The organism is Candidatus Accumulibacter contiguus (assembly GCF_036625285.1).
GTDB lineage: Bacteria > Pseudomonadota > Gammaproteobacteria > Burkholderiales > Rhodocyclaceae > Accumulibacter > Accumulibacter contiguus.
In genome coordinates this window covers 3365366-3389585 of sequence record NZ_JAZKUC010000001.1, presented here as the reverse complement: position 1 = coordinate 3389585, position 24220 = coordinate 3365366, and the positions used below count along the sequence as shown (strand labels likewise).

22 protein-coding genes are annotated in these 24220 nt (G+C 58.4%); 6 read left to right on the top strand and 16 right to left on the bottom strand.

The features are described 5' to 3' along the window. The first annotated feature begins 132 nt into the window (after positions 1–132). Positions 133–1212: a TRAP transporter substrate-binding protein gene (locus tag V5B59_RS16125; protein WP_034920187.1), complete on the top strand. Its 1080-nt coding sequence runs from the start codon at positions 133–135 to the stop codon at positions 1210–1212. A 156-nt stretch (positions 1213–1368) separates the two neighbouring features. Here the strand turns inward: V5B59_RS16125 and V5B59_RS16120 are convergent, their stop codons facing one another. The 4 genes from V5B59_RS16120 to V5B59_RS16105 all read right to left on the bottom strand — a co-directional run bounded on the left by V5B59_RS16120 (position 1369) and on the right by V5B59_RS16105 (position 4919). Continuing rightward, on the bottom strand, positions 1369–2871 hold the full coding sequence (locus V5B59_RS16120; RefSeq protein ID WP_169070744.1) for a TRAP transporter large permease: 1503 nt from the start codon (positions 2869–2871) through the stop codon (positions 1369–1371). Then, positions 2871–3458, bottom strand: coding sequence for a TRAP transporter small permease subunit (locus V5B59_RS16115; RefSeq protein ID WP_288129357.1), 588 nt, complete (start codon positions 3456–3458; stop codon positions 2871–2873). The genes V5B59_RS16120 and V5B59_RS16115 overlap by 1 nt, the downstream gene beginning before the upstream one ends. Before the next feature lie 393 nt (positions 3459–3851). After that, positions 3852–4019 carry a hypothetical protein gene (locus V5B59_RS16110; protein ID WP_288129359.1) on the bottom strand — a complete coding sequence of 56 codons (168 nt, stop codon included), beginning with the start codon at positions 4017–4019 and terminating at the stop codon, positions 3852–3854. Positions 4020–4043: 24 nt separating this feature from the next. Then, entirely contained in the window at positions 4044–4919 is an 876-nt protein-coding gene (locus V5B59_RS16105; protein ID WP_169070742.1) for an HAF repeat-containing PEP-CTERM protein, read from the bottom strand. Here V5B59_RS16105 and V5B59_RS16100 point away from each other — a divergent pair. Next, positions 4912–6528, top strand: a complete 1617-nt coding sequence (locus V5B59_RS16100; RefSeq protein WP_332351692.1) for an IS1634 family transposase — start codon at positions 4912–4914, stop codon at positions 6526–6528. The genes V5B59_RS16105 and V5B59_RS16100 overlap by 8 nt on opposite strands. Positions 6529–6651: 123 nt before the next feature. On the opposite strand, the gene V5B59_RS16095 is transcribed toward V5B59_RS16100, so the two are convergent. From V5B59_RS16095 to rpmH, 10 genes are all read right to left on the bottom strand, one after another. Next, complete coding sequence (locus V5B59_RS16095; RefSeq protein ID WP_034917925.1) at positions 6652–6948, bottom strand: type II toxin-antitoxin system HicA family toxin; 297 nt, start codon at positions 6946–6948, stop codon at positions 6652–6654. Continuing rightward, positions 6938–8002, bottom strand: coding sequence for a hypothetical protein (locus tag V5B59_RS16090; protein ID WP_034917929.1), 1065 nt, complete (start codon positions 8000–8002; stop codon positions 6938–6940). Before V5B59_RS16090 ends, V5B59_RS16095 begins: the two co-directional genes overlap by 11 nt. A gap of 456 nt (positions 8003–8458) precedes the next feature. Then, positions 8459–9652, bottom strand: a complete 1194-nt coding sequence (locus tag V5B59_RS16085) for a transposase family protein (RefSeq protein WP_169070310.1) — start codon at positions 9650–9652, stop codon at positions 8459–8461. Next, positions 9649–10542, bottom strand: coding sequence for a DUF4338 domain-containing protein (locus V5B59_RS16080; protein WP_169070311.1), 894 nt, complete (start codon positions 10540–10542; stop codon positions 9649–9651). Before V5B59_RS16080 ends, V5B59_RS16085 begins: the two co-directional genes overlap by 4 nt. Positions 10543–10732: 190 nt before the next feature. After that, positions 10733–12031, bottom strand: a complete 1299-nt coding sequence (locus V5B59_RS16075; protein ID WP_169070312.1) for a tyrosine-type recombinase/integrase — start codon at positions 12029–12031, stop codon at positions 10733–10735. A gap of 171 nt (positions 12032–12202) precedes the next feature. Beyond that, positions 12203–13573, bottom strand: a complete 1371-nt coding sequence (mnmE, locus tag V5B59_RS16070; RefSeq protein ID WP_169070313.1) for a tRNA uridine-5-carboxymethylaminomethyl(34) synthesis GTPase MnmE — start codon at positions 13571–13573, stop codon at positions 12203–12205. Next, a complete protein-coding gene (gene yidC, locus V5B59_RS16065; RefSeq protein ID WP_034919925.1) occupies positions 13539–15215 on the bottom strand; it encodes a membrane protein insertase YidC in 1677 nt (558 codons plus the stop codon). The genes mnmE and yidC overlap by 35 nt, the downstream gene beginning before the upstream one ends. A 27-nt stretch (positions 15216–15242) precedes the next feature. Next, the gene (yidD, locus tag V5B59_RS16060; protein WP_169070314.1) at positions 15243–15452 is read right to left on the bottom strand and encodes a membrane protein insertion efficiency factor YidD; all 210 of its coding nucleotides are present in this window, start codon (positions 15450–15452) and stop codon (positions 15243–15245) included. A gap of 4 nt (positions 15453–15456) precedes the next feature. Beyond that, positions 15457–15855: a ribonuclease P protein component gene (rnpA, locus tag V5B59_RS16055; protein WP_034919922.1), complete on the bottom strand. Its 399-nt coding sequence runs from the start codon at positions 15853–15855 to the stop codon at positions 15457–15459. Then, the gene (gene rpmH, locus V5B59_RS16050) at positions 15852–15986 is read right to left on the bottom strand and encodes a 50S ribosomal protein L34 (RefSeq protein ID WP_169070315.1); all 135 of its coding nucleotides are present in this window, start codon (positions 15984–15986) and stop codon (positions 15852–15854) included. Before rpmH ends, rnpA begins: the two co-directional genes overlap by 4 nt. Before the next feature lie 308 nt (positions 15987–16294). On the opposite strand from rpmH, the gene dnaA reads away from it, so the two are divergent. The 3 genes from dnaA to gyrB all read left to right on the top strand — a co-directional run bounded on the left by dnaA (position 16295) and on the right by gyrB (position 21570). Next, positions 16295–17689: a chromosomal replication initiator protein DnaA gene (gene dnaA / locus V5B59_RS16045; protein WP_034919920.1), complete on the top strand. Its 1395-nt coding sequence runs from the start codon at positions 16295–16297 to the stop codon at positions 17687–17689. Between the two features lie 211 nt (positions 17690–17900). Continuing rightward, positions 17901–19031, top strand: a complete 1131-nt coding sequence (dnaN, locus tag V5B59_RS16040) for a DNA polymerase III subunit beta (protein WP_034919919.1) — start codon at positions 17901–17903, stop codon at positions 19029–19031. A 70-nt stretch (positions 19032–19101) separates the two neighbouring features. Then, positions 19102–21570: a DNA topoisomerase (ATP-hydrolyzing) subunit B gene (gene gyrB, locus V5B59_RS16035; protein ID WP_034919917.1), complete on the top strand. Its 2469-nt coding sequence runs from the start codon at positions 19102–19104 to the stop codon at positions 21568–21570. Here gyrB and pyrF read toward each other — a convergent pair whose 3' ends face one another. Beyond that, positions 21571–22380: an orotidine-5'-phosphate decarboxylase gene (gene pyrF, locus V5B59_RS16030; protein ID WP_034919915.1), complete on the bottom strand. Its 810-nt coding sequence runs from the start codon at positions 22378–22380 to the stop codon at positions 21571–21573. Between the two features lie 213 nt (positions 22381–22593). On the opposite strand from pyrF, the gene V5B59_RS16025 reads away from it, so the two are divergent. Then, the gene (locus tag V5B59_RS16025) at positions 22594–23235 is read left to right on the top strand and encodes a toluene tolerance protein (RefSeq protein ID WP_332352033.1); all 642 of its coding nucleotides are present in this window, start codon (positions 22594–22596) and stop codon (positions 23233–23235) included. A 3-nt stretch (positions 23236–23238) separates the two neighbouring features. On the opposite strand, the gene V5B59_RS16020 is transcribed toward V5B59_RS16025, so the two are convergent. Next, entirely contained in the window at positions 23239–24210 is a 972-nt protein-coding gene (locus V5B59_RS16020; protein ID WP_332352032.1) for a glycosyltransferase family 2 protein, read from the bottom strand. Between the last annotated feature and the right edge of the window lie 10 nt (positions 24211–24220).

Sequence of the window (24220 nt, the reverse complement as noted above, 5' to 3'; positions counted from 1 at the left end):
TGACTTTCATGAATCGGATGTGCCTGGAAAAGTCCTGGCCGTCAGGCAAGGTTTGTTCCATGCACGACTGCTTTCGCTATAATCGTTGGGCGACTCGTTTACAAGAACACAAGAACCTATAGGAGACAAATTGTGGAAAGACGTTCCTTTTTGAAGAATGCGGGTGCTGGCCTTGCGGTCGGTACGATGGCCATGCCGGCGATTGCCCAGAACGCCCCGACGGTCAAGTGGCGCCTGGCTTCAAGCTTCCCGAAGAGCCTCGATACCATTTACGGAGGTGCCGAGCACATGGCCAAGCGGGTTGCCGAAGCGACTGGCGGCAAGTTCCAGATTCAGGTTTTTGCCGGCGGCGAAATCGTTCCCGGGCCGGCGGTGTTCGATGCCGTCAAGGACGGTACCGTCGAAATGGGACACACGGTTTCCTATTATTTTTTCGGCAAGGATCCGACCTACGCCCTGGAGACGGCCGTTCCCTTCGGGATGACCAACCGCCAGATGGACGCCTGGATGCGTTACGGTAATGGCAGCAAACTGCTCGGCGAAGTGTTTGCCAAGTCGAACATCATGACCATCCCCTGTGGCAACACCACCACACAGATGGGTGGCTGGTATCGCAAGGAGATCAAGACGGCGGCCGACCTCAAGGGCCTGAAGATCCGCATCGGTGGCTTCGCCGGTGCCGTGCTCAGCAAGCTGGGTGCCGTTCCGCAGCAGATCCCCGGTGGCGACATCTATCCGGCACTCGAAAAGGGCACCATCGACGCGGCCGAATGGATCGGCCCCTATGATGACCAGAAGCTCGGATTCAACAAGGTGGCCAAGTTCTATTATTACCCCGGCTGGTGGGAAGGCGGCCCGCAAGTGTCCGCCTATGTCAGCCTCAAGAAGTGGGCTGAACTGCCCAAGGAATACCAGACCATTCTACAACTCGCCTGTGCCGACGCGCACGTCGACATGGTCGCCAAGTACGACTCGAAGAACCCAACTGCGCTCAAGCAGCTCGTGGGTTCGGGAACACAGTTGAAGCAGTTCCCGAAAGAAGTCATGGACGCCTGCTACAAGGCTGCGATGGAACTGTACGCCGAGACCTCGGCGACGAACGCCCAGTTCAAGAAGGTCTATGACGACTACAAGAAGTTCATGGACGACCAGAACCTCTGGCATCGCATCGCCGAAGGTGCATACTCCAGCTACATGTACAGCAAGCGCTAGACGTATCGAGCGAAGCCTGCGGCAGTCGGTTGCTGCCGCTACTGCGCAGTAAAAGGAACGGAGGCCGACGCCGCCGTTCCTTTTTCATGGGCCCATCACCCGCGAGGCCGCTCGACGATCTCCGGCCGTCGAGCATTCGCCGAGAGGCGACAACAGTTACTTCGTCTGATCCTGCTTCATCGCATCGCGCACGGCCTTGCTGGCGGCATCTTCCGAAGCGGCAGGGGAAGCCTCTTTCGGGCTCTCGAAACCCGGTGGCGTAGAGGGCGCGCCGTAATCGGACGTTGGCATCTCGATCTGTACCGAATCGAGATCGACCTTCTCCTCCTGATCGAGACCGAAAGTGACGAGTTGCGGAAAGAAGATGAGGATTCCGACCATGATGATCTGGATGCAGACGAAGGGTATCGCTCCCCAGTAGATATCGGTGGTCTTGACCGACGCCGGCGCCACCGAGCGCAGGTAGAAGAGCGCAAAGCCGAATGGCGGGTGCATGAACGAAGTCTGCATGTTGACCGCCAGCAGAACGCCAAACCAGATCAGATCGATGCCGAGCGCCTGCGCAACCGGACCCAGCAGCGGCACGACGATGAACGAAAGTTCAAAGAAGTCGAGGAAGAAGGCGAGCAGGAAAACCAGTATGTTGACAATGATCAGGAAACCGACTTCGCCACCTGGCAGGCCGGTGAGCAGGTGCTCGACCCATTTGTGGCCATCGACCCCGTAGAAGGTCAGCGAGAAGACGCGTGCGCCGACCAGGATGAAGACCACGAAGGTGGTCAGTTTGGCGGTTGTATCCATCGCCTGCCTGAGCAGCTTCCACGACAGGCGCCGGCGTGCCAGCGCCATGATCAGGGCGCCGGTCGCACCCATCGCACCGCCCTCGGTCGGCGTCGCGATACCCAGAAAGATCGTGCCGAGCACCAGGAAGATCAGCAGCAGCGGCGGTACCAGCGTCGTCAGCACGCGCAGCAGCAGCTTGCCGCCGCGCAAGGTCCGCGCTTCGAGCGGCAGGGCCGGCATCCAGCGCGGTCTGAAGATCGCCACCAGCACGACATAGCCGACGTAGAAGGCGGTCAGCGTCATGCCCGGCAGGAAAGCGCCCTTGTACATGTCGCCCACCGACTTGCCCAACTGGTCGGCCATGATGATCAGCACCAGCGAGGGGGGAATGATCTGCGCCAGCGTTCCGGAAGCGGCAATGACGCCGGAGGCGAGTTTCTTGTCATAGCCGTAGCGCAGCATGATCGGCAGCGAGATCAGACCCATCGAGATCACCGAGGCGGCGACGACGCCGGTCGTCGCCGCGAGCAGCGCGCCGACGAAGATCACCGCGAGAGCCAGGCCGCCACGCAGCGGTCCAAAAAGCTGGCCGATGGTGTCGAGAAGATCCTCGGCCATTCCCGATCTCTCGAGGATCAGGCCCATGAAGGTGAAGAATGGGATCGCCAGCAAGGTATCGTTGTTCATGATGCCGAAGATGCGATCCGGCAATGCCTGGAACAGCTGCGGCCCGAGCAGACCGAGTTCGATGCCGACCAAGCCAAAGAAAATGCCGTTGGCCGCCAGCGCGAAGGACACCGGAAAACCGACGAGCAGGAAAAGGACCATCGAAGCGAAAATGATCGGCGCCATGTTGGCGATCAGGAACTCGGTCATCACAGTTCTCCCTTCTGGGCCTTGATGGCCAGCGCCAGTTCTTCTTCAGGCGTTGGTTGGTGCGTCTTGGCGGTCGGGTCGGAGCACTTTCCCAGCAGAAAGCCGATTCTTTTGATCAACTCGGAGAGGCCCTGAATCACCAGCAGGAAGAAGCCGATCGGCACCAGCAGGCGCACCGGCCAGACCGCCAGACCACCGGCATTGCTCGACTGTTCGTTGTTGTGCAGCGCGAGCAGAAAGATCGGCCAGGACAGATACATGACGGCAATCGCCATCGGCAGCAGGAAAAAAATGATGCCGAAAATGTCGATCCACGCCTGGCCTCTTCTCGACAGGCGGCCGGCAATGAGGTCAATGCGCACATGCTCGTTGCGCTTCAGCGTGTAGCCCGCGCCAAAGAGAAAAATCGCCGAAAACAGGTACCACTGGATCTCGAGAAAGGCGTTCGAACTGTAGTTGATGGAGTAACGCATGACCGCATTGCCGGCGCCGATCAGGGTAACGACCAGGACCAGCCAGATGATGCTCTTGCCGATCCGTTCGGTGAGTCCATCGATCAGGCTGGAAAGCTTTAGTAGACTGTTCACGGGATATCCCTCCATTGACAAGCAAACTATTCACTCCTCCAAGACCTGATCGCTTGCGCTTTGCCTCATTGCCGGGCAATTCATCAGGCCGCTTTGCAGAATGCAAGATCGCATCCGCTTGATCCGCATGCGGAAGTCATGATTATGGCACATCTTTGTTTGAGTCTACGAGGTAGTGGCAAGTCGCCAGCTTTATGCTTGCCCAAAAGCAACAAGGCCCGGAGATCACCGCCAGGCCTTGATCGCCAACAAACTTTGAGGTTGTCCCCCTGCGCGACACCAGACGGCTGGAATTCAGCCCGATCCTGAGCGCTCGCGCCAGATTGGCCCCTGCGATTGGCGACGGTCTGCAACAAGGAAAAACCCGGCGCACGTCCGGGTCTGGTTCTGGCCTCAATCAATCGGCCTTCGATCTGGCGGAAGAATCTCGATCTCCTGCAGCTTCCGCAACATGCTTTCGTGCTCGCTGCCGCAATAGCTCTTCAGGTCGTCAGCGAGGTAAGCGCCGGCAGCGGCAAGATTGACGATGCGCGGCACATCTCGCAATGCGCCAAGACACAACAACAGCGGCCCTCCATCTTGGTGTCAGCAATTCTCCTTCCGCCGAAGCCCGAAGACACCGCCGAGCGCCGTGGCAAGGAGAAGTAGGCTGCCAGGCTCAGGAACAGCCGCATCAGGTACTGGAGTAAGGAGATAGGATCGGTAGAGGCTGTGCGTTTCCGCTACAATCTGGCTGCTGTTATTTATGCCTATGCCAAAATTAGGCCTACCGCTGCAGCACATGAGGTCGCCTAGACTCGTCATGATGCCATCAGAATACAGGAAGGTGTTCATCCGGGCATCGTCAGGGGTACTTGCCATGCCTGTTATTTGTCCGAGGTCGTTGATGTCGTACGCGACACTATTCGTCCCACCTAAAGTACCCAGGTCAGTCATTATGCCGATCGAATACAAGAAGTCGTGGTTGTCGCCGCGAGAAGTGTTGTAGAACGACCCTCCTGTAACTTCCCCGGCATTGTTAATGCCAAGAGCTATGCTCTCATTGCCTCCCAAGGCACCTAGGTCGGTCATTACACCTCCGGAATATATATAGGCGTGATAGTTGCCGCTATTCGTGGTCGAGCCTCCTGCGATTTGCCCGCTATCGTTGATGGCGCTGGCGCCAGCGTGCGCGCCACCAAGTGTGCCCAAATCGATGGCCGTGTAGGTGGGCACCGCGGCCGCTAGGGCCGGCACGCAGGCAACGACAATGATGGCGCAGTGAAGAAATCTGCGTTTGTACATTGGCTTTTTACGACAGTTCAGCGAATTGAACAATCGGGCGGACCTTCCCGGAGCCCTTGAGGTAAGTCGTTGATTCATGGCAAGAAACCAGAAAATCGGCAAAAATGTAGGCATGTAAATATAATAATAGCTATTTACAAACAATGTGCTATTGGCTATTATTGTCGGCATGTACATCGCCCGCGTCCCCAACCGAAAGTCCAGGCCGGCCATCCTGCTTCGCGAGTCCTATCGCGAGGGAGGCAAAGTCTGCACACGAACCATCGCCAATCTGACGAACTGGGCACCGGAACGAATCGTCGCCATGGAACGTCTGGTGAAGGGCGAATTCGACGACTGGTCGGGAGAGATGACCAGCGGCGAGATTTTTGGGGTGCTGTTTGCCCTCAAGCAGTTGGCCGACCAGGTGGGCCTCACGCGGGTGCTGGGCAGCGCTGCGGAAAGCAAGCTCAACCTGTTCCTGATTCTCGCGCGTATCGCGCATGGTGGCTCGCGGTTGTCGGCGGTACGCTGGGCGAAACAGCACACGGTGGCCGATGTGTTGGCGGTGGAGGCGTTCGATGAGGACGACCTCTATGCCGCGCTGGACTGGCTGGCGAGCCAGCAGGAACGCATCGAGCGGGAGCTTTACCAGGCCTATGTCAAGGCGCAGGGCCAACCGCCCGTGCTGGTGCTTTACGACGTCACTTCGAGCTACTTTGAAGGGGAATGCAACGAGCTGGGGCAATATGGTTACAACCGCGACGGCAAGCGCGGCAAGCCGCAAATCGTCATCGGTTTGTTGACCGCGGAGGACGGGGAGCCTCTGGCCGTGCGGGTCTTCGAAGGGAATACCGCGGACCCGACGACGGTGGCCAGCCAGATCACGATCCTGAAGGAACAATTCGGCATTGCCGAGGTGGTGATGGTCGGCGATCGGGGAATGATCAAGGCCAAGGGGAAAGCCGCGCTGTCGGTACAGGGCTTCCGTTATATCACGGCGTTGACGGACGCGCAGATACGCACCTTCCTCAAGGAGGGGGTGCTGCAGACGGATCTCTTCGATGCGCATCTGTGCGAGGTGGAGCACAACGATAAACGCCTGATCGTGCGCCGCAACGAGACTGTGCGGGTGCGCGAGGAGCGTCGGCGGGAGGACAAGCTGGCGCAGTTGCAAGCGAAGGTCGCCGAACGTAATGCCTTCGTCAAGGACTCCAAGCGCGCCAGCGCGGCAGCAGGCCTGGCCGCCTTGCAGCGCTGGACCAAGAGCCACAAGCTCAGCGCGTTTGTCACCCTGACGCTGAAAGAACGCGTCATTGTCTGTACCATCGACGAGGAGGCCAAAGAGCAAGACGCTCTGCTCGACGGCTGCTATCTGCTGGAAACCAATGTGCCGCTCACCTTGATGGACGCGAAGACGGTCGATGCGCGTTATCGCGATCTGCAAAAAGTCGAGCGCAACTTCCGCACCGTGAAAACCACCTTTCTGGAAATTCGCCCGATCTTCCTGCGCAAGGCCGAGCGGACCAAGGCGCATGTCTTCGTGGCGATGCTGGCCTTAAAAATCACGCGGCGGTTTGAAGCGGCTCTGCGGCAGACCTTCGGCAGCACCGAAGACGACCCCGCCGCCATCACCCCGGACGACGCCCTGGTGGCCCTCGGACGATTGACCTATCTCTACACCACCGACCGCAACGGTCAGCGTCACACGCATCTGCCACGCCCGGACGATCAACAGGCCAAAATCCTCAGCGCCATCGGTCTGTCCTTCCCGCTCAAGGCCAAAGCCGACAAGCTCGCCGCGTAGGCAGGCGCCGCTTTTGCGGCATCGGCTATTTTTTTAACAAAAACCGATAGTTACAGCATAACTGCGCTTGCTGGCTGGGGGAAGATCCGTCGGGGAAGAACGATCAGGGGGTTGCGGAGCAACTCAGGCGACCGGAGGAGCCTCCACGACTCCGACCTCGATCAGCTTGCGCTCGTAGCTATCGCGATCCAGCGGGCAGTCGATGAGCCGGTCAAAGTCTTGCCGGCTGAGCTTGCATTGGCGGGACATCATGCCCAGCAAGCTGTCGTCGAGTTCCTTGACACCGTGGCTGGTCTTGGTGAACACCTGCGTTTTCTTGCCCGCCTTGGTGTAGTAGTTGAAATAATGGTGATCACCTTCTTTGCGTTGAAAGCCTTTTTTCTCCAGGCTTCTTTCCACATCGTTTGGCTTACGCGCCATGGGCCACCTCGCTGAACGCGGCGAGCAACGCTTGTTTCATCTTGATTGCCTCGCCGTCGAGCGTATCGTCGGCAGCCAGCGCGTATTCCTGCCATAGCATGCCGATCTGCTCATTCAGTTCGCCGACCAGCACCTCGCGGGTGCGCGCAAAGGCGTCGATACCCAATTCGCGATTAGACACGCAAATGAGTTGCTGCGTCTCGTCGGTCGCCGGCTCCAGCGTAATGCCCCGTGTTGCTTTGAGCATCAGATCGCCCACTCTGACCGTATCGACTCCCAGCGGCGACAAGTCCAAGTCCCGGATATCGTTGACGTCGATGATTTTTTTCGGTGCGCCTGCATCATCCAAGACGACTCGGCCCGTGACCTGAATCAGTCCGCGCCGGTTTTCGATCAACAACTCCTCAACTGCATCGTCGTAGACGCACTCCATCTCGCGCTTGGTCGGGGGGTAAATGATCGTGACGATCCGATGGGTGAAATTGATATTGGTGAGCTGACCGGTTACGACCTGCGAAGCTTCTCGTTCCTCGATCGGCACAATCGCCTCTCGAATGACTGCTTCGCTTTCAATGTTCAGATCCCCGAACTCGACACCCGCTGCATCCCATAGCGTGAGGCTCCACTTGTCATCAGCGCGGGGGGTCATACCTCTTATCGCTTCCAGTACGCGGTGACGTAGCCCTTGGTCTGGCAATGCGGCGCTGATTCGCGCCGTATCGCGTCGTGTAATCCCCTCGATCATCTTGCGGAAAGCATCAAGGGCCGCCGCGATATGCTCGGCCAGAAGGTCTTTGCCGCCTAATTCGACCGGAACGGCGTAGCAACCTGGCTCCGGTAGGCGGCATACCAATTGAAAACGGCTCCGGGTCGCAGCAGAAATCCTTGCACGCTCACGGATCGTTCGCCCCTCGACGTACGTTCCGATAAGCTCGAACGCGCGCTGAGAACCACTGAGAATCTGCGCCAACACGGCGGCCGGGACAGCATCACCATTCTGGATGCCGCCCTCGATATGCAGGCTAAACGAGGCTTTTCCATCAGGGTTGGTCATGGGTCAGTTGTTCCGAGAAGCAGAAACCCGCTGAAGCAACGGATCGCGTATGGGGAAATTATAGGGACAATGTCACATTGGCGATACCATCACGCCCGAACAACAGCCCTGATGCATGACCCGGCCGAATCGAGCCCGTTTGCCGGTAACGCCCGCTTTCGCCGCTGAGGCGGTCAGATGGCGGTTGGCTAGCGGTCAGGGAGCGCTTGCGGCGCAGTGGGTGGGGGTTTAGGTTATTTCCGGGAATCAAGATCCCGAACAACTACCGCAGCGGCTTGTTTTTCTGGCCATGAGCCCGGCCTAACACCATGACTCTTGGTACGGCAATTTGCGGAAATCACCTTAGTCAGTGGGATGCAAGAGGGTGTGGGATCTCCGGTAGGATCACCAGGCGAGCCTTCCCCGGCGCGGTGTGCGCCGCGCTTGGGAAGCGGTCTTGGGCAGGCCCGGACAAGGTTATTCGAGTTGCAGCAGGAACGGCTCGGCGAGGAGCACACGCATCCGCACAGGATCGAGCCAGGGGGCGGCGCAGGAGTTGCGGATGAAGGCAATGGCGCCGCGCACACCGAGTTCTTGATACAGGCGGCGTAACTGCCGGGTGAACCGTGCCAGGGTATTGAACCCATGCGCCAGGCGCATGAGGAGGTGATCGCCCTGCATGGCATTCCAGTCGAGGGCAAAAGCATGCTCGTAGTGGTAGCCCTGGTGCTTCTCGACAAGGAAGCCCGCTTCGATGCCCCAGCGATGGCGGGCACCGAGGTTGCAGCGCTCATGGACATGGTCTTGGCTGAGCGGCTGGCGGGAGAGCCAGGCGTGGCGCGATGTCTCGGTGACTGTCCTGGCCTGTTCGTCGATCCGCGCCCAGCTTTCCTCACAGACCACGACGTGCAGCTTGAGATGCGGACGTCCGTTCGAACCGAAGGCATAGTCGATGTCGTTGACCCAGGTGAAGTGCTGTCGGCGTTTTCCCCAGGGTTGCTGGCGGATCTGCGGCTTCAGGGCATGCAGGGCGTTGAACTCCTGCCAGACGGTGGACAAATCCTGGTCCTGGAGCACGATCATGAACGGCCAGTGGTAGTCACGGCAGCACTGCATCACCGGCCCGTTGGCGTAGAGTCCGTCGAGCAGTAGCCGGATCGGCTTGACCAGATCGATGTGGGCCTGTTCGAGGTGCTCCAGGTCGATGTCGCGCAGCAGCCGAAACAGGGTGTCGGTGTGTGGCAGGGTATCAATCTCCGGGAATAGCAGTTGGAGGTTGGCCATGAACTGCGGACGGGATAGTTCGCGGTGGGTCTCGCGCCGGGAGGAGAACGGAAAGACGAACATCAGCAAGCCGTAAAGCAGCAGCGAGGTCAGCTTGTGCCGGCGCTTCCTGGGGTCTCTCGGGTCGGGAATTGGTTCCCGTCGGGCGAGCAAGGTGGGCAGCTCTTTGCGCAGAAGACGCATCTGTTTGCTCACGGCGTCCTCGCGGGCCTCCTGTTCCTCGTCGACGGTCGCCAAGGCCGAGCCTCGGTTGGGCAAAGAAGCGGCGGAGTGGGGAACTTGTCCCGTCGCGCGCAGTTTCGCGTTCAGCGCTTTCTCCTGCCGTTTCTTTTCTGAGCGCAGCTCCTGGATGGCGGCGCGTGCCGGGCGACGGCAGGGTTTGCTCATGACCTTGTGCTCCCCGGCACGGCGCACAGTCGGTCGCAATAATCCGAGGTCAGCGGTTTGACCCACACCTGGCGGGGTGTGCTGTGATACGACTGGCCGGGGCGGGCCAGCCCGCGCCCGCTGGTCTCCCCAAGCCACTGCCAGCCGGCGGCACGGTAGCAGGTGCCGGCATGGTGACGCGGATCGACGAAGGTCTCCAGCAACCAAGGCTCGAAGCCCCAGTGATCGAGCCAGTCCGCGCGTGTGCGGCGCGCGAGTTGCCCGAGCACATGGCTGGCCAGATGCGGTACGCGGACGTGCGGAAAGATCAGGAAGCGGCTGTTGTTCACCACCCGCGCCACGTTCTCGCGGCGGGCCGGCGCCGTCCAGCCGATCCAGCGGTCGCGCACGGCCACCGCCCGGGCAGCGCCCGACAGCAGGACGCAGCCCAGCCGCCGGTCGCCCGCCGTGATGAAGTAGCGCAGCCGGTAACCGAACGCCCCCTGGAAACCCAGCGGGTGCCAGCGCGCCACCAGCGCATCCCACTGCGCCACCCCGGTCGTCTCGCGTACGATCTCCAGGCGCACCGGGCCGAGCGCCAGCAACGGACCGTCAATCGGTGCTTCGTCAATCGCCTCCACCGCTGGCGCGAGGGCGGCCGGACGGACGGGCCGCGCCGCCCGCAAGGGCGGCAGTACCAGCAACCCGGCCGTCTGCAAGCGCTCCAGGAACTCCAGGCAGGCGTGGATCTTCGGTGTTCCCGATAGGGTGAACCAAGCCAGATGTTCGCACAGCGTTGCCGCCAACTCCTGCCGCGGCAATCCCGGCAGCCATGCCACTGTCGCACACAGATCAGCAATCTCCGCGGCGCTGAACTCGCGACCACAGTGCACCCAACTCCTCGTACTCATGACCTCCATCACGGATCCTCCGGCTCAAGCTCAGACCTGTTGTCCTCCACTTATCCTGCCAGAAACCCGCGTGCCTGTCTAGCCCCCCTTTGCGAAAGTTATTTTTACCTCTCGCCGCCAAGCCTTGCTACGGCTGGGCTTTGCTGGTCATGCGTCAGGGCTGCATTCCGCCACGCACGGCACCCGGCTTTCATGCCGCCCGGTATGCCTTCCCGAAGCGGCCAATGATCACTTTCCGCCCTTCCTCGATCTGGCTGTCCACGAAGTCAGCCCACCATTGCAGCATTTCCCGCCGTTGGTCGGCGTACTGCGCCCGGTTGTAGACGCCTCGGATGCCCTTGGTTTCGTGGGCCAGGGCCTTCTCTATCCAGTCCGAATTGAAGCCGGCCTCGTGCAAGTGCGTTGAGGCAGTCCGGCGGAAGTCATGAATCACGAAGTCCCGCACGTCGATTTCCAATGCCCGCACGGCCACATTCAGCGTACTGTGGGCAATTGGTTGATGCAGGTCGCCGCGACTCGGAAAAATCCACTCTGAACCGCTTGCCAGCGCCTTCAGTTCCTCGAACATCGCCATGGCTTGGCGAGACAACGACACCAAGTGCGGCTTGTCCTTTTTCATCCGTTCGCCAGGGATCGACCATTCCGCCTTGGCGAAGTCGATTTCTTCCCACCGCGCTTCAATCAGTTCGCCCTTCCTGACCATGCACAGAATGAGAAGGTGCAGCGCCCGCTTCATGGACGATTGGTAGATCGACCGCAGCAGCCGGCCGATTTCATCCGACGACAGCGCCACATCTCGGCTTCTGGCACTGGCGATGAATTTCGCTTCCACCGCCGCCGGGTTGAACGTCACCTTCTGCCTTGCGATGGCATAGGCAAACAGGCGCTTCAGCACGTTGCGGGTTTGCAGCGCCATCTGATCAGCGCCGCGCGCCTTGATGGCGTCGGTAATCTTCAGCACGTCATCGACGGTCACGTCGACGATCTGCTTCGTGCCAATCGCCGGCAGCACATCCTTTTCCAGGACGCGCTTGATGTTGCGTGGGGTGCTGTTGGCAGGTTCGGCAACTTCGGCGAACCATCGCCAGGCGAAGGCTTCCACCGTGTTGGCTTCCTTGGCTTCGATCTCTTGGGCCTTCACCCTCGCCACCGTTTGCGAACACCATTTCTCGAGGAAGGCGCTTGCCAGTGCTGTGACTTCCGGCAGCGTGTCGTCGGGGATCTGATCGCCACGCTTCAAAGCCATCGACGATAGCCCACGTTGCGCCAGCGTCGTACAAGCCTCGCGCCATTGCCGGGTATTGGCCAGCGAATAGGCGGGGTACTCGCCAAGGGTCAGCTTCTCCTGCTTCCCGGCAAGGCGGTAGCGGATACGCCAAACTTTTGAACCGCCGGGCATGACTTCGACGAACAGCCCGCCGCCGTCCGATTCCTGATACGCCTTGTCGCCCGGCTTGAGATTCTTCAGCCTGGTATCGGTCAGCGCCATGTCTCACCCCCTTTTTGTGCCCATGAAGCAGCGCCACCATGGGCACAAATATGGGAACAATTTTAAGCGGATTGGTGCGGAACAGGCAAGCCAATAGCAGAACAAAAAACCCGATTTTACACGGTCTTTCAATTGGTTAGTGGTATGTTGCGGAACGCTCCGGCAGTCTCGCTATTTTCCAATACAGAAGCGCCCGAAGATCTCCCCCAGCAGATCATCGGTGCTGAACTCGCCAGTGATCGTGCTCAGCGCCAACTGCGCCAGCCTGAGTTCTTCGGCGAAAAGTTCCAGCCTTGGCAATTGCTCGCGTGCCGCGTCCATATGGCAGCAAGTTTCGGAGAGTGCATGCAAATGGCGTTCGCGGGCGATGAAGACATCTTCGGCAGGGTGCCAGCCGACGATGCGCAACAACTCCTGGCGTAACAGCTCGACGCCCTCGCCGGTTTTGGCGCACAGCGCGATCGCCACGGCATCGGCTTCTTCATGACGTGCAGCCGCACGCGACGCGAGATCGATCTTGTTGTACACGGTCAGTCGGGCAAGGTGAACAGGGAGTTGCGCGACAATCGATCGTTCGGCTTCGCCAGCACCGGTACGGGCATCCACCAGCAAGACGACGACATCGGCACGCTCGATCTCGCGCCAGGTACGTTCAATGCCGATCTTCTCGATCTGGTCTTCGGTCTCGCGCAGGCCTGCTGTGTCGATCACATGCAGCGGAATCCCTTCAAGCTGCAGGGTGCTGCGGACCAGGTCACGGGTGGTACCGGGAAGTGGGGTGACGATCGCCAGCTCGTCGCCGACAAGGCGATTCAGGAGGCTGGACTTGCCTACATTCGGCTGGCCAACGAGTACTACGTGCAACCCCCCCTGCAACAGACAGCCTTGTCGTGCGCGGTCGAAGATCTTGCCGAGGCACTGTTGCAAGCGATCAAGGCGCCCAAAGGCATCGGCTGCTTCGAGAAAGTCGACTTCTTCATCAGGGAAATCGAGGGTGGCTTCAACCAGTGAGCGCAGTTCGATCAACTGCCCGAGGAGCTGATTCACTTCCTTCGAAAACTCGCCCTGCAGCGAACGTACGGCGCTGCGTGCGGCAGCGCTTGTCGCGGCGTCGATCAGGTCGATGACCGCCTCGGCCTGTGCCAGATCGAGTTTGCCGTTGAGGTAGGCAAGGCGGGTGAACTCGCCTGGTTCCGCCAGACGTGCTCCGAGTTCCAGGCAGCGCATGAGCAACATCTGCATGACCACCGGACCACCATGAGCATGCACTTCGAGAACATCCTCGCCGGTAAACGAATGCGGTGCAGGAAAATACAGAAGCAGCCCGCTGTCGATGACGCAGCCATCAGCAGCCTTGAAGTCGCCGAGAGTGGCAAACCGGGCGGCTGGTCGTTTGCCGCTCAATGCTTCGGCGAAATCGATGAGGCTTGCGCCCGAGACGCGGATGATACCGATACCACCACGACCGGCAGCAGTCGCGATGGCGGCTATCGGAGCCTTGCCCGACTCAGACCTTGCTGTCGTTGGCGGCTTTTCCGCCACTCTCGATCATCCTTGTGATCTGCCATTGCTGGGCGATAGACAGGAGGTTATTGACCACCCAGTAAAGCACCAGACCTGCCGGAAAGAAGAAGAACATCGCACCAAAGATGAACGGCATCATCATCATCACCTTGGCCTGGATGGGATCGGGCGGTGTAGGATTGAGCTTGGTCTGGATCAGCATCGTGACCACCATGATCACTGGCAGCACATAGTAGGGGTCGGCCGCGGACAAATCACTGATCCACAGGATCCACGGCGCGTCCCGGATTTCAACGGCACCAAGCAAGGCCCAGTACAGCGCGATGAACACGGGAATCTGCACCGCGATCGGCAGGCATCCTCCCAGAGGATTGATTTTTTCACGCTTGTAGAGTGCCATCATCTCCTGGTTGAGCTTCTGCCGATCGTCCCCATAACGTTCCTTGAGGGCGGTCAGGCGCGGTGTGACCGTTCGCATTTTGGCCATTGACTTGTAACTGGCCGCCGAGAGCGGAAAAAACAGGAGTTTGATGGCGACGGTCAGCAGGACGATCGCCCAACCCCAGTTGCCAACCACTTTGTGGATGGCTTCCAGACACCAGAAGATCGGTGCAGCAATGACGGTCAACCAACCGTAATCGACCACCAGTGGCAGACCCTGCGCTCCGATGCCGCCTTCGTCCTTGGGCTTGGCCAACTGATCAAGTATGACCTGAATCTGCGGTCCGGCATAGATGGGCACTGAAATGGCGACCTTGGCGCCAGGCGCAGCGACCGGTGCCGGTACGATGACCCCTGCCGACACCGCCGGATGGATGCTGTTTTCGAGCTTGCGCATGTAGAATTCGCGCGGCAGACCTGCTTCAGGAATCCAGGCGGCGACAAAATAGTGCTGAACCATCGCAATCCAGCCATTGTCGGCCTTGCTGATGAACTTGGCCTTGCCTTTTTCGATGTCGGCAAAAGCGACCTTCTGGTATTTTTCCTGCTCGGTATACACCGCCGGACCGGTAAAAGTCGAGACCATCGAACTCTCGCCTTCGGGTGCATTGATGTCACGCTGCAACTGGTAATACGCGTGCGCGGCGATTTCCTTCTCGCCACCATTCTCGATCTCATGGGTGACGTTGATCAGATAGCTGCCGCGTGTAAACGTATAGATTTTTGTGACCTTGACACCGTTGCTCACCGGTGCTTCGAGGCGCAGCTCGACGGTCTTTGCGTCACCGGCGAGTTCCCTGTTGCCGGAAGCAGTCGAGAAGAGCGTTTTGTGGTTCGGCAGGCTCTCGCCGATCAAACCACTCTGGGCAAGATACTGGTGCTTGGCCTCAAGAAGGGCGAAGTCCTTGGTCTTGTTCTGGCTGTCCTTGTAGGCGTTGAACTCGAGGCGAACGAGATCGCCCCCCTGCTTGGCAACCTCGGCGACAAACAGGTCGGTTCGGACCATGACGGTTTCCGACTTGTCAGCGCTTGCCACGGCGGCGGGTGCCGCCGGAAGGGGCGCATGCAGGTTCACCGAAGGCTGTGGCGCGGGCGCTTCGGCTGAACTGACAGCGGCTGGAGATACAGCCTTCGGCTGGCTGTACTTCTGCCAGGCATCCCAGAGCATGACCAAGGAAAACGAGAAGATGATGAGGAGGAGCAGGCGTCGGTTATCCATGAAGGCCCTATACGATTCGAATGTTGTTCAGGGTACGGGGTCAAATCCACCAGGATTCCACGGATGACAGCGGCAGAGTCGGTGCAGGGCGAGGCGCCCCCCCTGGCTGGCGCCGTATCTTTCCACAGCTTCGGTTGCGTACTCGGAACAGCTTGGAAAAAAGCGGCAACGGCGGCCGAGCATCGGGCTGACCGCATATCGGTAGAAGCGTATCAGCGCAAGCAGCATTGGTTTCATCGGATCATGGTCGAGATGAAGTGGCCTTGCTCAACAAACCCTGGATTTCCTGCGCCATGGCTTGCCGGTCAAGAGCTGATGGTTTGGCCGCCAGGCGAAGCACGAAATCGTTTGAGCGAAGCCGGGAACGCATCAGGCGGAACTGCTCTCTGGCCAGTCTTCGGACAAGGTTTCGATCCACCGAGCGGCGCAGGAAGCGCTTGGCGACGACCAGGCCAAGCCGCGCTCCGGGGGATTCTTCAGCGCTACGCGGGCGGTAATGTAGCAGGAAATGCCGGCTCTTCAGCGCCTTTCTGAAACCAAAAACGGATGAATACTCATCCGTTTTGATCAAGCGATAGTGCTTCGGAAAAGCGGCGGCGGATACTGCAGGATTACCAGCGGTAGAGGGCCTGCCGCTCAAACTGCCAGGCGGTGGCGACCTTTGGCACGACGAGCCTTGATTACGGCACGACCACCACGGGTAGACATACGAACGAGGAAGCCGTGTGTACGCTTGCGGCGAACGACCGACGGTTGATAGGTACGTTTCATGGTTAAACCTTTGAAGTCAAAGCAAGAAAAACATAACATTAGACAGCTTCCCATAGAGGATTGTCAAGACCATATTTTTACTGGAGCTGTGGATAACTTCCATCCAACCGGTTAGAATTTAGCCTTCAGCGAGTTGGGCAAGAACTGCCACGTCTGGCCGGGCAGCATCAGGTCTCACCAGTCAGGCCCGCCCCTGCCGCAACTTCCCGGCAGAGACACCATCCATCTTGTTGATTCTAAAAAGACGCCAATCATCGGGAGCGGTTGCTGCTACCGCATCACTTCAGGATTACGCTGCATGAGCCTCAATGAGTAGTTTCTGGTCTTCCTGTCTGAGCCAGTTCGAACAGGAACTTCCTCCTCAGCAATTCAATACCTGGATCCGCCCCCTTCGTCTTGAAGGTGACGACGACATCGCACGTGGCTTGCGTCTGCTGGCACCGAATGGTTTCATCCTCAAGTGGGTCAAGGAGCGTTATCTGGCGCGCATCGAAGCACTGGCAAGTGAGTACTATTCCACGCCAGTGAACATCACCCTGAACCTGGGAGAACGTACTGCAGTCACAGGGAATGACAGTTCCGGACCGACAGGCAAGACACCGCCGGCGGGAACTGCGGCTGCGGTAACGACAACGTCCAGGAAAACCTCGCCGGTGGAAAAGGACCGATCGGGTTACGAGAAAACCCGGCTGATCGCCACCTTCACCTTTGACAACCTGGTCGTCGGCAAGGCCAACGACCTCGCTCGGGCGGCTGCCCGACAAGTCTCCATCAGTCCTGGGGAAGCCACATATAACCCGCTGTTCATCTATGGCGGTGCCGGTCTGGGCAAGACACACCTCATCCACGCAATCGGCAATCGGATTGTGGAACTCGATCCGGAAAAGGTGGTGCGTTATGTCCATGCCGAGGATTACTATTCAGATGTCGTTCGCGCCTACCAGCAGAAGTCCTTCGATGTATTCAAACGCTACTATCGTTCGCTGGACGTCCTGCTGCTCGATGATGTCCATTTCTTCAATGGCAAAAACCGGACACAGGAAGAATTTTTCTACGTATTCAATGCCCTGAGTGAAGCCAGAAAGCAGATCGTGATCAGTTCCGATACCTACCCGAAGAATATTTCCGGGCTCGAGGATCGGCTGATCACCCGTTTCGACTGGGGCCTGACGGTCCAGATAGAACCCCCGGAAACGGAAATGCGGGTGGCCATTCTGAAGAAGAAAGCGGAAGCGGAAGGAGTGGTGCTGGATGACGAGGTGGCCTTCTATGTGGCCAAACACTTGCGCTCCAATGTTCGGGAACTTGAGGGTGCCCTGAAGAAGGTGCTCGCTTACTCCGCGTTTCACGGGCAGGGAATTACTCTGGATCTGGCCAAGGAGGCGCTGAAGGATGTGATTGGTTCGGTGAACCGCCAGATCACTGTCGACAGCATCCAGAAGACGGTAGCAGAGTATTTCAAGTTGAAAGTGGCCGACCTGTTCTCGAAGAAGAGGACGCGGGTGATCGTTCGTCCACGTCAGATCGCCATGTGGCTGGCCAAGAATCTGACTTCTCAGAGCTATCCGTCCATCGGGGATGCCTTCGGTGGCCGTGATCACACGACCGTCCTGCATGCCGTACGGACCATCGATGATCTGCGCACCAAGGACAACGAGCTCAACCATGATGTGCATGTTCTCCTGCAGGTGCTGAAGGGCTGATGGGCCGCCAGGAAAAGTCCGTGGAAAAGTGGCTGACAAAGAGTGGACAAGATGCCCGAAACGGGCCTGTGGATAAGTTACCCCATTGTACCCACAAGCACATACCGACTTTCTACAGCCGTTAATTAGTAGCTAATATATTGAATTACATAAAAAATAAGTACGTATCAACAGACTTGTCCGGACCATAGTCTTTATAGGATCTATATATATGCTTCTTACCAAAACACGGCGAGACGTCCTGCTGGCACCCCTGCAGGCTGTTTCCGGGATTGTGGAAAGACGTCACACGTTGCCGATTCTTTCGAACGTACTGCTCGAAAAAAAGGGAGGGGTGTTGACACTTCTGGCGACGGACATCGAGATCCAGATCACCACTTCCACTGCTGACCTCAGTGGTGACGGTGATGGGGCAGTCACCGTTGCGGCGAGAAAGTTGCAGGAGATCCTGCGCTCCTTGCCGGAAAGCGCGGAAGTCAGCCTCATTCTTGAGGGCCGGCGGATGCAGGTGAGAGCGGGAAAGAGCCGTTTCAATCTGCAGACCCTGCCTGCCGAGGATTTTCCCTGCATGGCTCTGTCGGCGGGGGAGATCAAGAAATTTTCCGTGAGTCAGAAGCAGTTTCGCCATTTGCTCGCGCAGACCCAGTATTCGATGGCAAGCCAGGATGTCCGCTACTATCTGAACGGGCTACTGCTGCTCGTTGAAGCCAGTGAAATGCGTGCGGTGGCTACCGATGGCCATCGGCTTGCCTACGCCAGCATGCCTCTCGAAGACACGGCGGGCGCTCTGGTCGAGGAGGGTGCAACGCGGCAGGAACTGATCCTGCCACGCAAGACGGTGATTGAACTCAGTCGTCTGCTGGCGGATTCCGACGAGCCGGTATCGATCGATATCATGGCGACGCAGATTCGCTTCCAGTTCGGCCAGATCAATCTGGTGTCGAAACTGATTGATGGCAAATTCCCGGACTATCAGCGGGTCATTCCAGCGACCCAGCGCAACGTCGTGGCGGTGAATCGCATGGCGCTGTTGCAGTCGATGATCAGGGCAGCCATTCTGACCAACGAAAAATTTCGCGGTGTTCGCCTCATCCTGTCGGAGGGCAGCCTGAAGATCATGGCTGCCAATGCCGAGCAGGAAGAAGCGCAGGAAGAGATCGAAGTCGATTACAACGGTGAGCCGCTCGATGTCGGTTTCAATGTTTCCTATCTCCTCGATGTCCTGAACAACAGTTCGGACGAGACCATCGAGTGGGGTTTCAACGACGCCAATTCAAGTGCCTTACTGACCATCCCCGGCAACGAGTCCTTCAAGTATGTGGTCATGCCCATGCGAATCTGAGTGCAATTCGAGCACCTTGGCAGCCACCGCGGGTTAAAAGGTTTAACAGGAAAGAGATACTGGATTCAGAATGATTGAAGAGAACGAGCAGTTTGCCTACGACGAATCGAGCATTCAGCAACTCGAAGGTCTGGAGGCGGTTCGCAAGCGCCCCGGGATGTATATCGGTGATACTTCCGACGGCACCGGTTTGCACCATATGGTGTTTGAAGTGGTCGATAACGCCATCGACGAGGCCTTGGCAGGTCATTGTGACGATATTGTGATCACCATTCACGCCGACAATTCGATATCCGTCAGCGACAATGGCCGCGGTATTCCGACCGGCATCAAGTTCGACGACAAGCATGAGCCGAAACGGTCAGCAGCCGAAATCGTGATGTGCGTGCTGCACGCCGGCGGCAAGTTCAACCAGAATTCTTACAAGGTGTCCGGCGGTCTGCATGGGGTCGGTGTTTCCTGCGTCAACGCGCTTTCCCGATGGCTCCGCCTGACTATCCGCCGTGAGCACAAGAAGTACTTTTTGGAATTCAATCGGGGAGCGCTCGTCGATCGTCTGATCGAAGTCCAGAAGGGAGTCGAGGTATCGCCGCTCAAGGTGGTCGGCAATACCGAGAAGCGCGGCACGGAATTGCACTTCATGGCCGACGAGGAGATTTTTGGACAGGTCGAATTTCATTACGAGATCATTGCCAAACGCTTGCGCGAGCTTTCGTTTCTGAATAATGGCGTGAAGATTCGTCTGAACGACCAGCGCACCGGCAAGGAAGAGAATTTTGCCTTCCTGGGCGGCGTCAAAGGCTTCGTAGAGTACATCAATCGCACGAAATCGGTTCTGCACCCGAATATTTTTCATGCTGGCGGCGACTCGCTCAGCGTCAACGGCCTGATCAGCGTCGAAGTGGCCATGCAGTGGAACGACAGCTATGTTGAACAGGTGCTTTGCTTTACCAACAACATTCCCCAGGCCGATGGTGGCGCTCATTTGACTGGTCTGCGCGCCGCCATGACGCGGGTCATCAACCGTTATATCGAAGAGCACGAAATCGCCAAGAAAGCCAAGGTGGACATCAGCGGGGATGACATGCGCGAGGGGCTGGCCTGCGTCCTTTCGGTGAAAATGCCTGACCCGAAGTTTGCTTCGCAGACAAAAATGAAGCTGGTCTCCTCGGAAGCGCGTCCAGCCGTTGAAGAGGTCGTCACGGCGAAACTCGCCGAGTTTCTGCAGGAGCGGCCGGTCGACGCGAAGGTCATCACCAGCAAGATCGTTGAAGCGGCACGCGCCCGCGACGCGGCGCGCAGGGCCAGGGAGATGACTCGCCGCAAGGGCCTGCTCGATGGCGTTGGATTGCCTGGCAAGCTTGCGGATTGCCAGGAAAAAGACCCGGCGCTTTGCGAGCTATACCTGGTCGAGGGGGATTCCGCCGGAGGTTCCGCAAAACAGGGTCGGGACCGCAAGTTTCAGGCGATTCTACCGCTCAAGGGAAAAATTCTGAATGTCGAGAAAGCGCGTTTCGACAAGCTGATTTCCTCGCAGGAAATTGTTACCCTGATCACCGCCCTTGGTACGGGTATCGGCAAGGATGAATACAAACCGGAGAAATTGCGTTACCACCGATTGATCATCATGACCGATGCCGACGTCGACGGTGCGCACATTCGTACGCTGCTGCTCACCTTTTTCTACCGACAGATGCGTGAACTGGTTGAAGGTGGTCACATTTATATCGCCCAGCCACCGCTATACAAGGTCAAGCACGGCAAGACCGAGCGCTATATCAAGGACGATCAGGCCTTGAAGCAGTTTCTGCTGACCCTGGCCCTTGAGGGTTCGGTGCTGACGCCACAGGCGGGTGCTCCGGAAATTTCCGGGGCCGCGCTGGAACTGCTGGCAAGAGAATATCTCTTGGCCGAAGCCGTCATCAACCGTCTCTCGCATCTGATCAACCCGGAAGTGCTGCATGCGCTGATCGACGGCAATCTCAAGATCGAACTGACTGACGAGAGCGCTGCTGTGGCCAGCGCCAATGCCTTGATGAAAGCTGTCGGCAGCAAGTTGGGGATCAATATCGTGGCGCGTTACGATACTGTCCACGAACGCTGGCAGCTACGACTCGAGAAAATACTGCACGGCAATCTCAAGCTCGGAGTCATTGACGAGGATCTGCTGGTCAGCGGTGACTATGCACAACTTCGCAAAACCGCAGAGATTCTCGCTGGGCTCTTTGCTGCCGGTGGTTTTGTGGCCCGCGGTGAAAAGCGGAAGACGGTCAGCAGTTTCGCTGAAACGATGCAGTGGTTGCTCAACGAGGTCGAACGCAGTGTGACCAAGCAGCGTTACAAGGGTCTCGGTGAAATGAATCCCGCGCAGCTCTGGGAGACGACCATGGACCCGAAGGTACGCCGTCTGCTCAAGGTTCAGATTGAAGATGCGATCGGCGCCGATGAGATCTTCAGTACCTTGATGGGCGAGCTGGTGGAGCCGCGCCGCAGCTTCATTGAAACCAATGCCTTGGCCGCACGAAACATCGACGTGTAATCAGCGGTGAAGGTTGATGGCGTCGCGGGTCGCCACGGCGACACTGCGGGCTGCGTTGGCGTAGTCTTCCCCTTTTCCGGCGTAGAGGATGGCACGCGAGGAATTGATGATCAGGCCGCCGCTGGCAGTACAGCCGGCGCGTACGGTGGCTTCGATATCACCGCCTTGCGCGCCAATGCCAGGAACAAGCAGCGGCATGTCACCGGTCAGGGTTCGCACCCGAGCGATTTCGCCGGGAAAGGTGGCGCCGACCACCAGAGCGCACTGGCCGTTTGTATTCCATTCCTTGCTGACCAGACGGGCAACCCTTTCGTAGAGTTTTTCACCGCCGACATCGAGGAACTGGAGATCACTGCCGCCGGGATTGGACGTGCGACACAGGAGAATGATGCCCTTGTCGCAATACGCCAGATAAGGATCAACCGAATCACGCCCCAGGTACGGATTGATGGTAACGGCATCGGCCCGAAAGCGCTCGAAAGCCTCGATGGCGTATTGCTCGGCGGTGCTGCCGATATCGCCACGTTTAGCATCAAGGATCACGGGGGTCTTCGGATGCCGAACATGAATGTGATCGATCAGTGCTTCGAGTTGCTCTTCTGCCCGGCGCGCGGCAAAGTAAGCGATCTGCGGTTTGAAGCTGCAGACCAGGTCTGCGGTAGCGTCGACGATGGCTCGACAAAACTCGAAAATGGCATCCGGCCGGTTTTGCAAATGTGCAGGGAACCTCGCCGGGTCGGGATCGAGACCGACGCAAAGCAGGCTATTGTTTTCGTGCCATGCCGAGTTGAGGGCTTTGATGAAGTTCATGGGCTGATCACTTGTCGCAAAGCCGTCATTCTAACGGTCATGACTTTTCCAGACACCCCCGATCATGAAAGTCATGACCGTTTCCCTCTCCCCCGACCCCTCCCCCGCGCGGGGGGAGGGGAGATTCGTGAGTCGCATACGCGACTTTCACATTAACGGTCATGACTTTTCCAGACACCCCCGATCATGAAAGTCATGAATGAGGACAGCGCCTTGAAAATAATCGAGCAGCAAGACTATCTGGCAATGCGTGCAGGGGCATCGGTCATTGAAGCCGATGGATTTGGCGAAAAGGTCCTGCGACTGGCCGACGGAACGATGCTCAAGCTCTTTCGGCGAAAGCGGTGGTTGTCCTCTGCGGCCTGGTATCCGTATGCCCAGCGTTTTGCTGACAACGCCGCCGCGCTCCGCAAACGGGACGTACCCGTGCCGGAGATCATCGATGTCTTGCGAATCCCCTCGATTGCTCGCGATGCCGTGCACTACCAACCATTGCCCGGGAAGACGCTGCGTGAGATGTGCCGTGAAGGGCTGGATCCGGATACCGAACAAGAGCTGAAGACCGCCTTCACCCGTTTCGTGATTCGCTTGCATGAGAGTGGTGTGTATTTTCGTTCGCTACACCTGGGTAACGTGGTGTGCATGCCTGATCGGCGTTTTGGCCTGATCGACATTGCAGATGCGCGGATCGGCAGCAGTCGCCTGGGCAAGCACCAGCGCGTGCGCAACCTCCGTCGCTTGCAGGGCATTGCCGGCGAAAGCGAGTGGGTGGACTTCTTCATGGTGATCAACGCCAGAGGCGTTGTGGAACAAGGTCATGACTTTCATGATCGGGGATGCGTGGAAAAGTCATGACCGTTAGTTCAGCTTGCCCGCCACACCTTTCATGCCGTCTCGCAGCCCGCACCACATCATGCGCAGATTTGCCAGGCGGTTGGGTGCCAAGAGGCCGAAGAAGAAGAGCATCTGGAATAATCGCGACAGATCCGCTTGCCTCCATCTTTTCGGCATGTAGGGTCTACGACGAAGCAGAATGCTGTTGCGAATGATATAGTAATAGCGGAACGGAGAATGTAGCGGAACCTTGCGCCAGCGCAGGAACCAGATCGCCACTCTTCGCTCGCCGAGCGAGTGCCGCATGATGGCGTCACACACCCCGAAAATCCCGAAGCCCAGGGAGCGGGCTCGGAAACACCATTCGGTATCGACGTGGTCGATATACAGTTCCTCGTCCATTTTCCCGACGGCTTCGACGGCTACCAAGGGCAGCAGGGAGCCGGATGAAATCAGAAAATCCGTTTCCACAGTCCCCCCGTCCTCTCCGCAGTCGACGCGCTGGAACCGGAAGCAACGGGCTCGGACAAATTGCGATAGCGAAGCATCGCTGGCGTCGCGATAGCGTGGCCCGACCGCAGCCGCCATCAGGCCACGTTGGGCAAGGTCGAAATGAGCGGCGCGAAGCTTCATGACCGTCCCGAATTCCAGCTCACTGTCCTGGTCGAGCAGGAGCACAAATGCTGCTCCAAGCGAGCGTGCCTTATCCAGGCCGACATTGTAGCCAGCACCCAAACCGAGATTGTCCGCCTGGACCAGCACTTCGACATCGGCCCGGAAGTTCACACTGGCCTTGCCGATCCAGTCCTGGGGGGATGGTTTCGAGGCGTTGTCGACGACGACAACGGTGGAAACCTGGCGTGCCACGGACTCGAGCGCAGTCAGCAGGGTATTTTGCGTCGGATTATGGGTGACCACGACAGCGACGACATCGGCGCAATATTCGCCCTCTGTCGGAGCGGACACAGGCCCCGAGGCAAGAGGTTCGGCGCGCATCGGTCTGTCG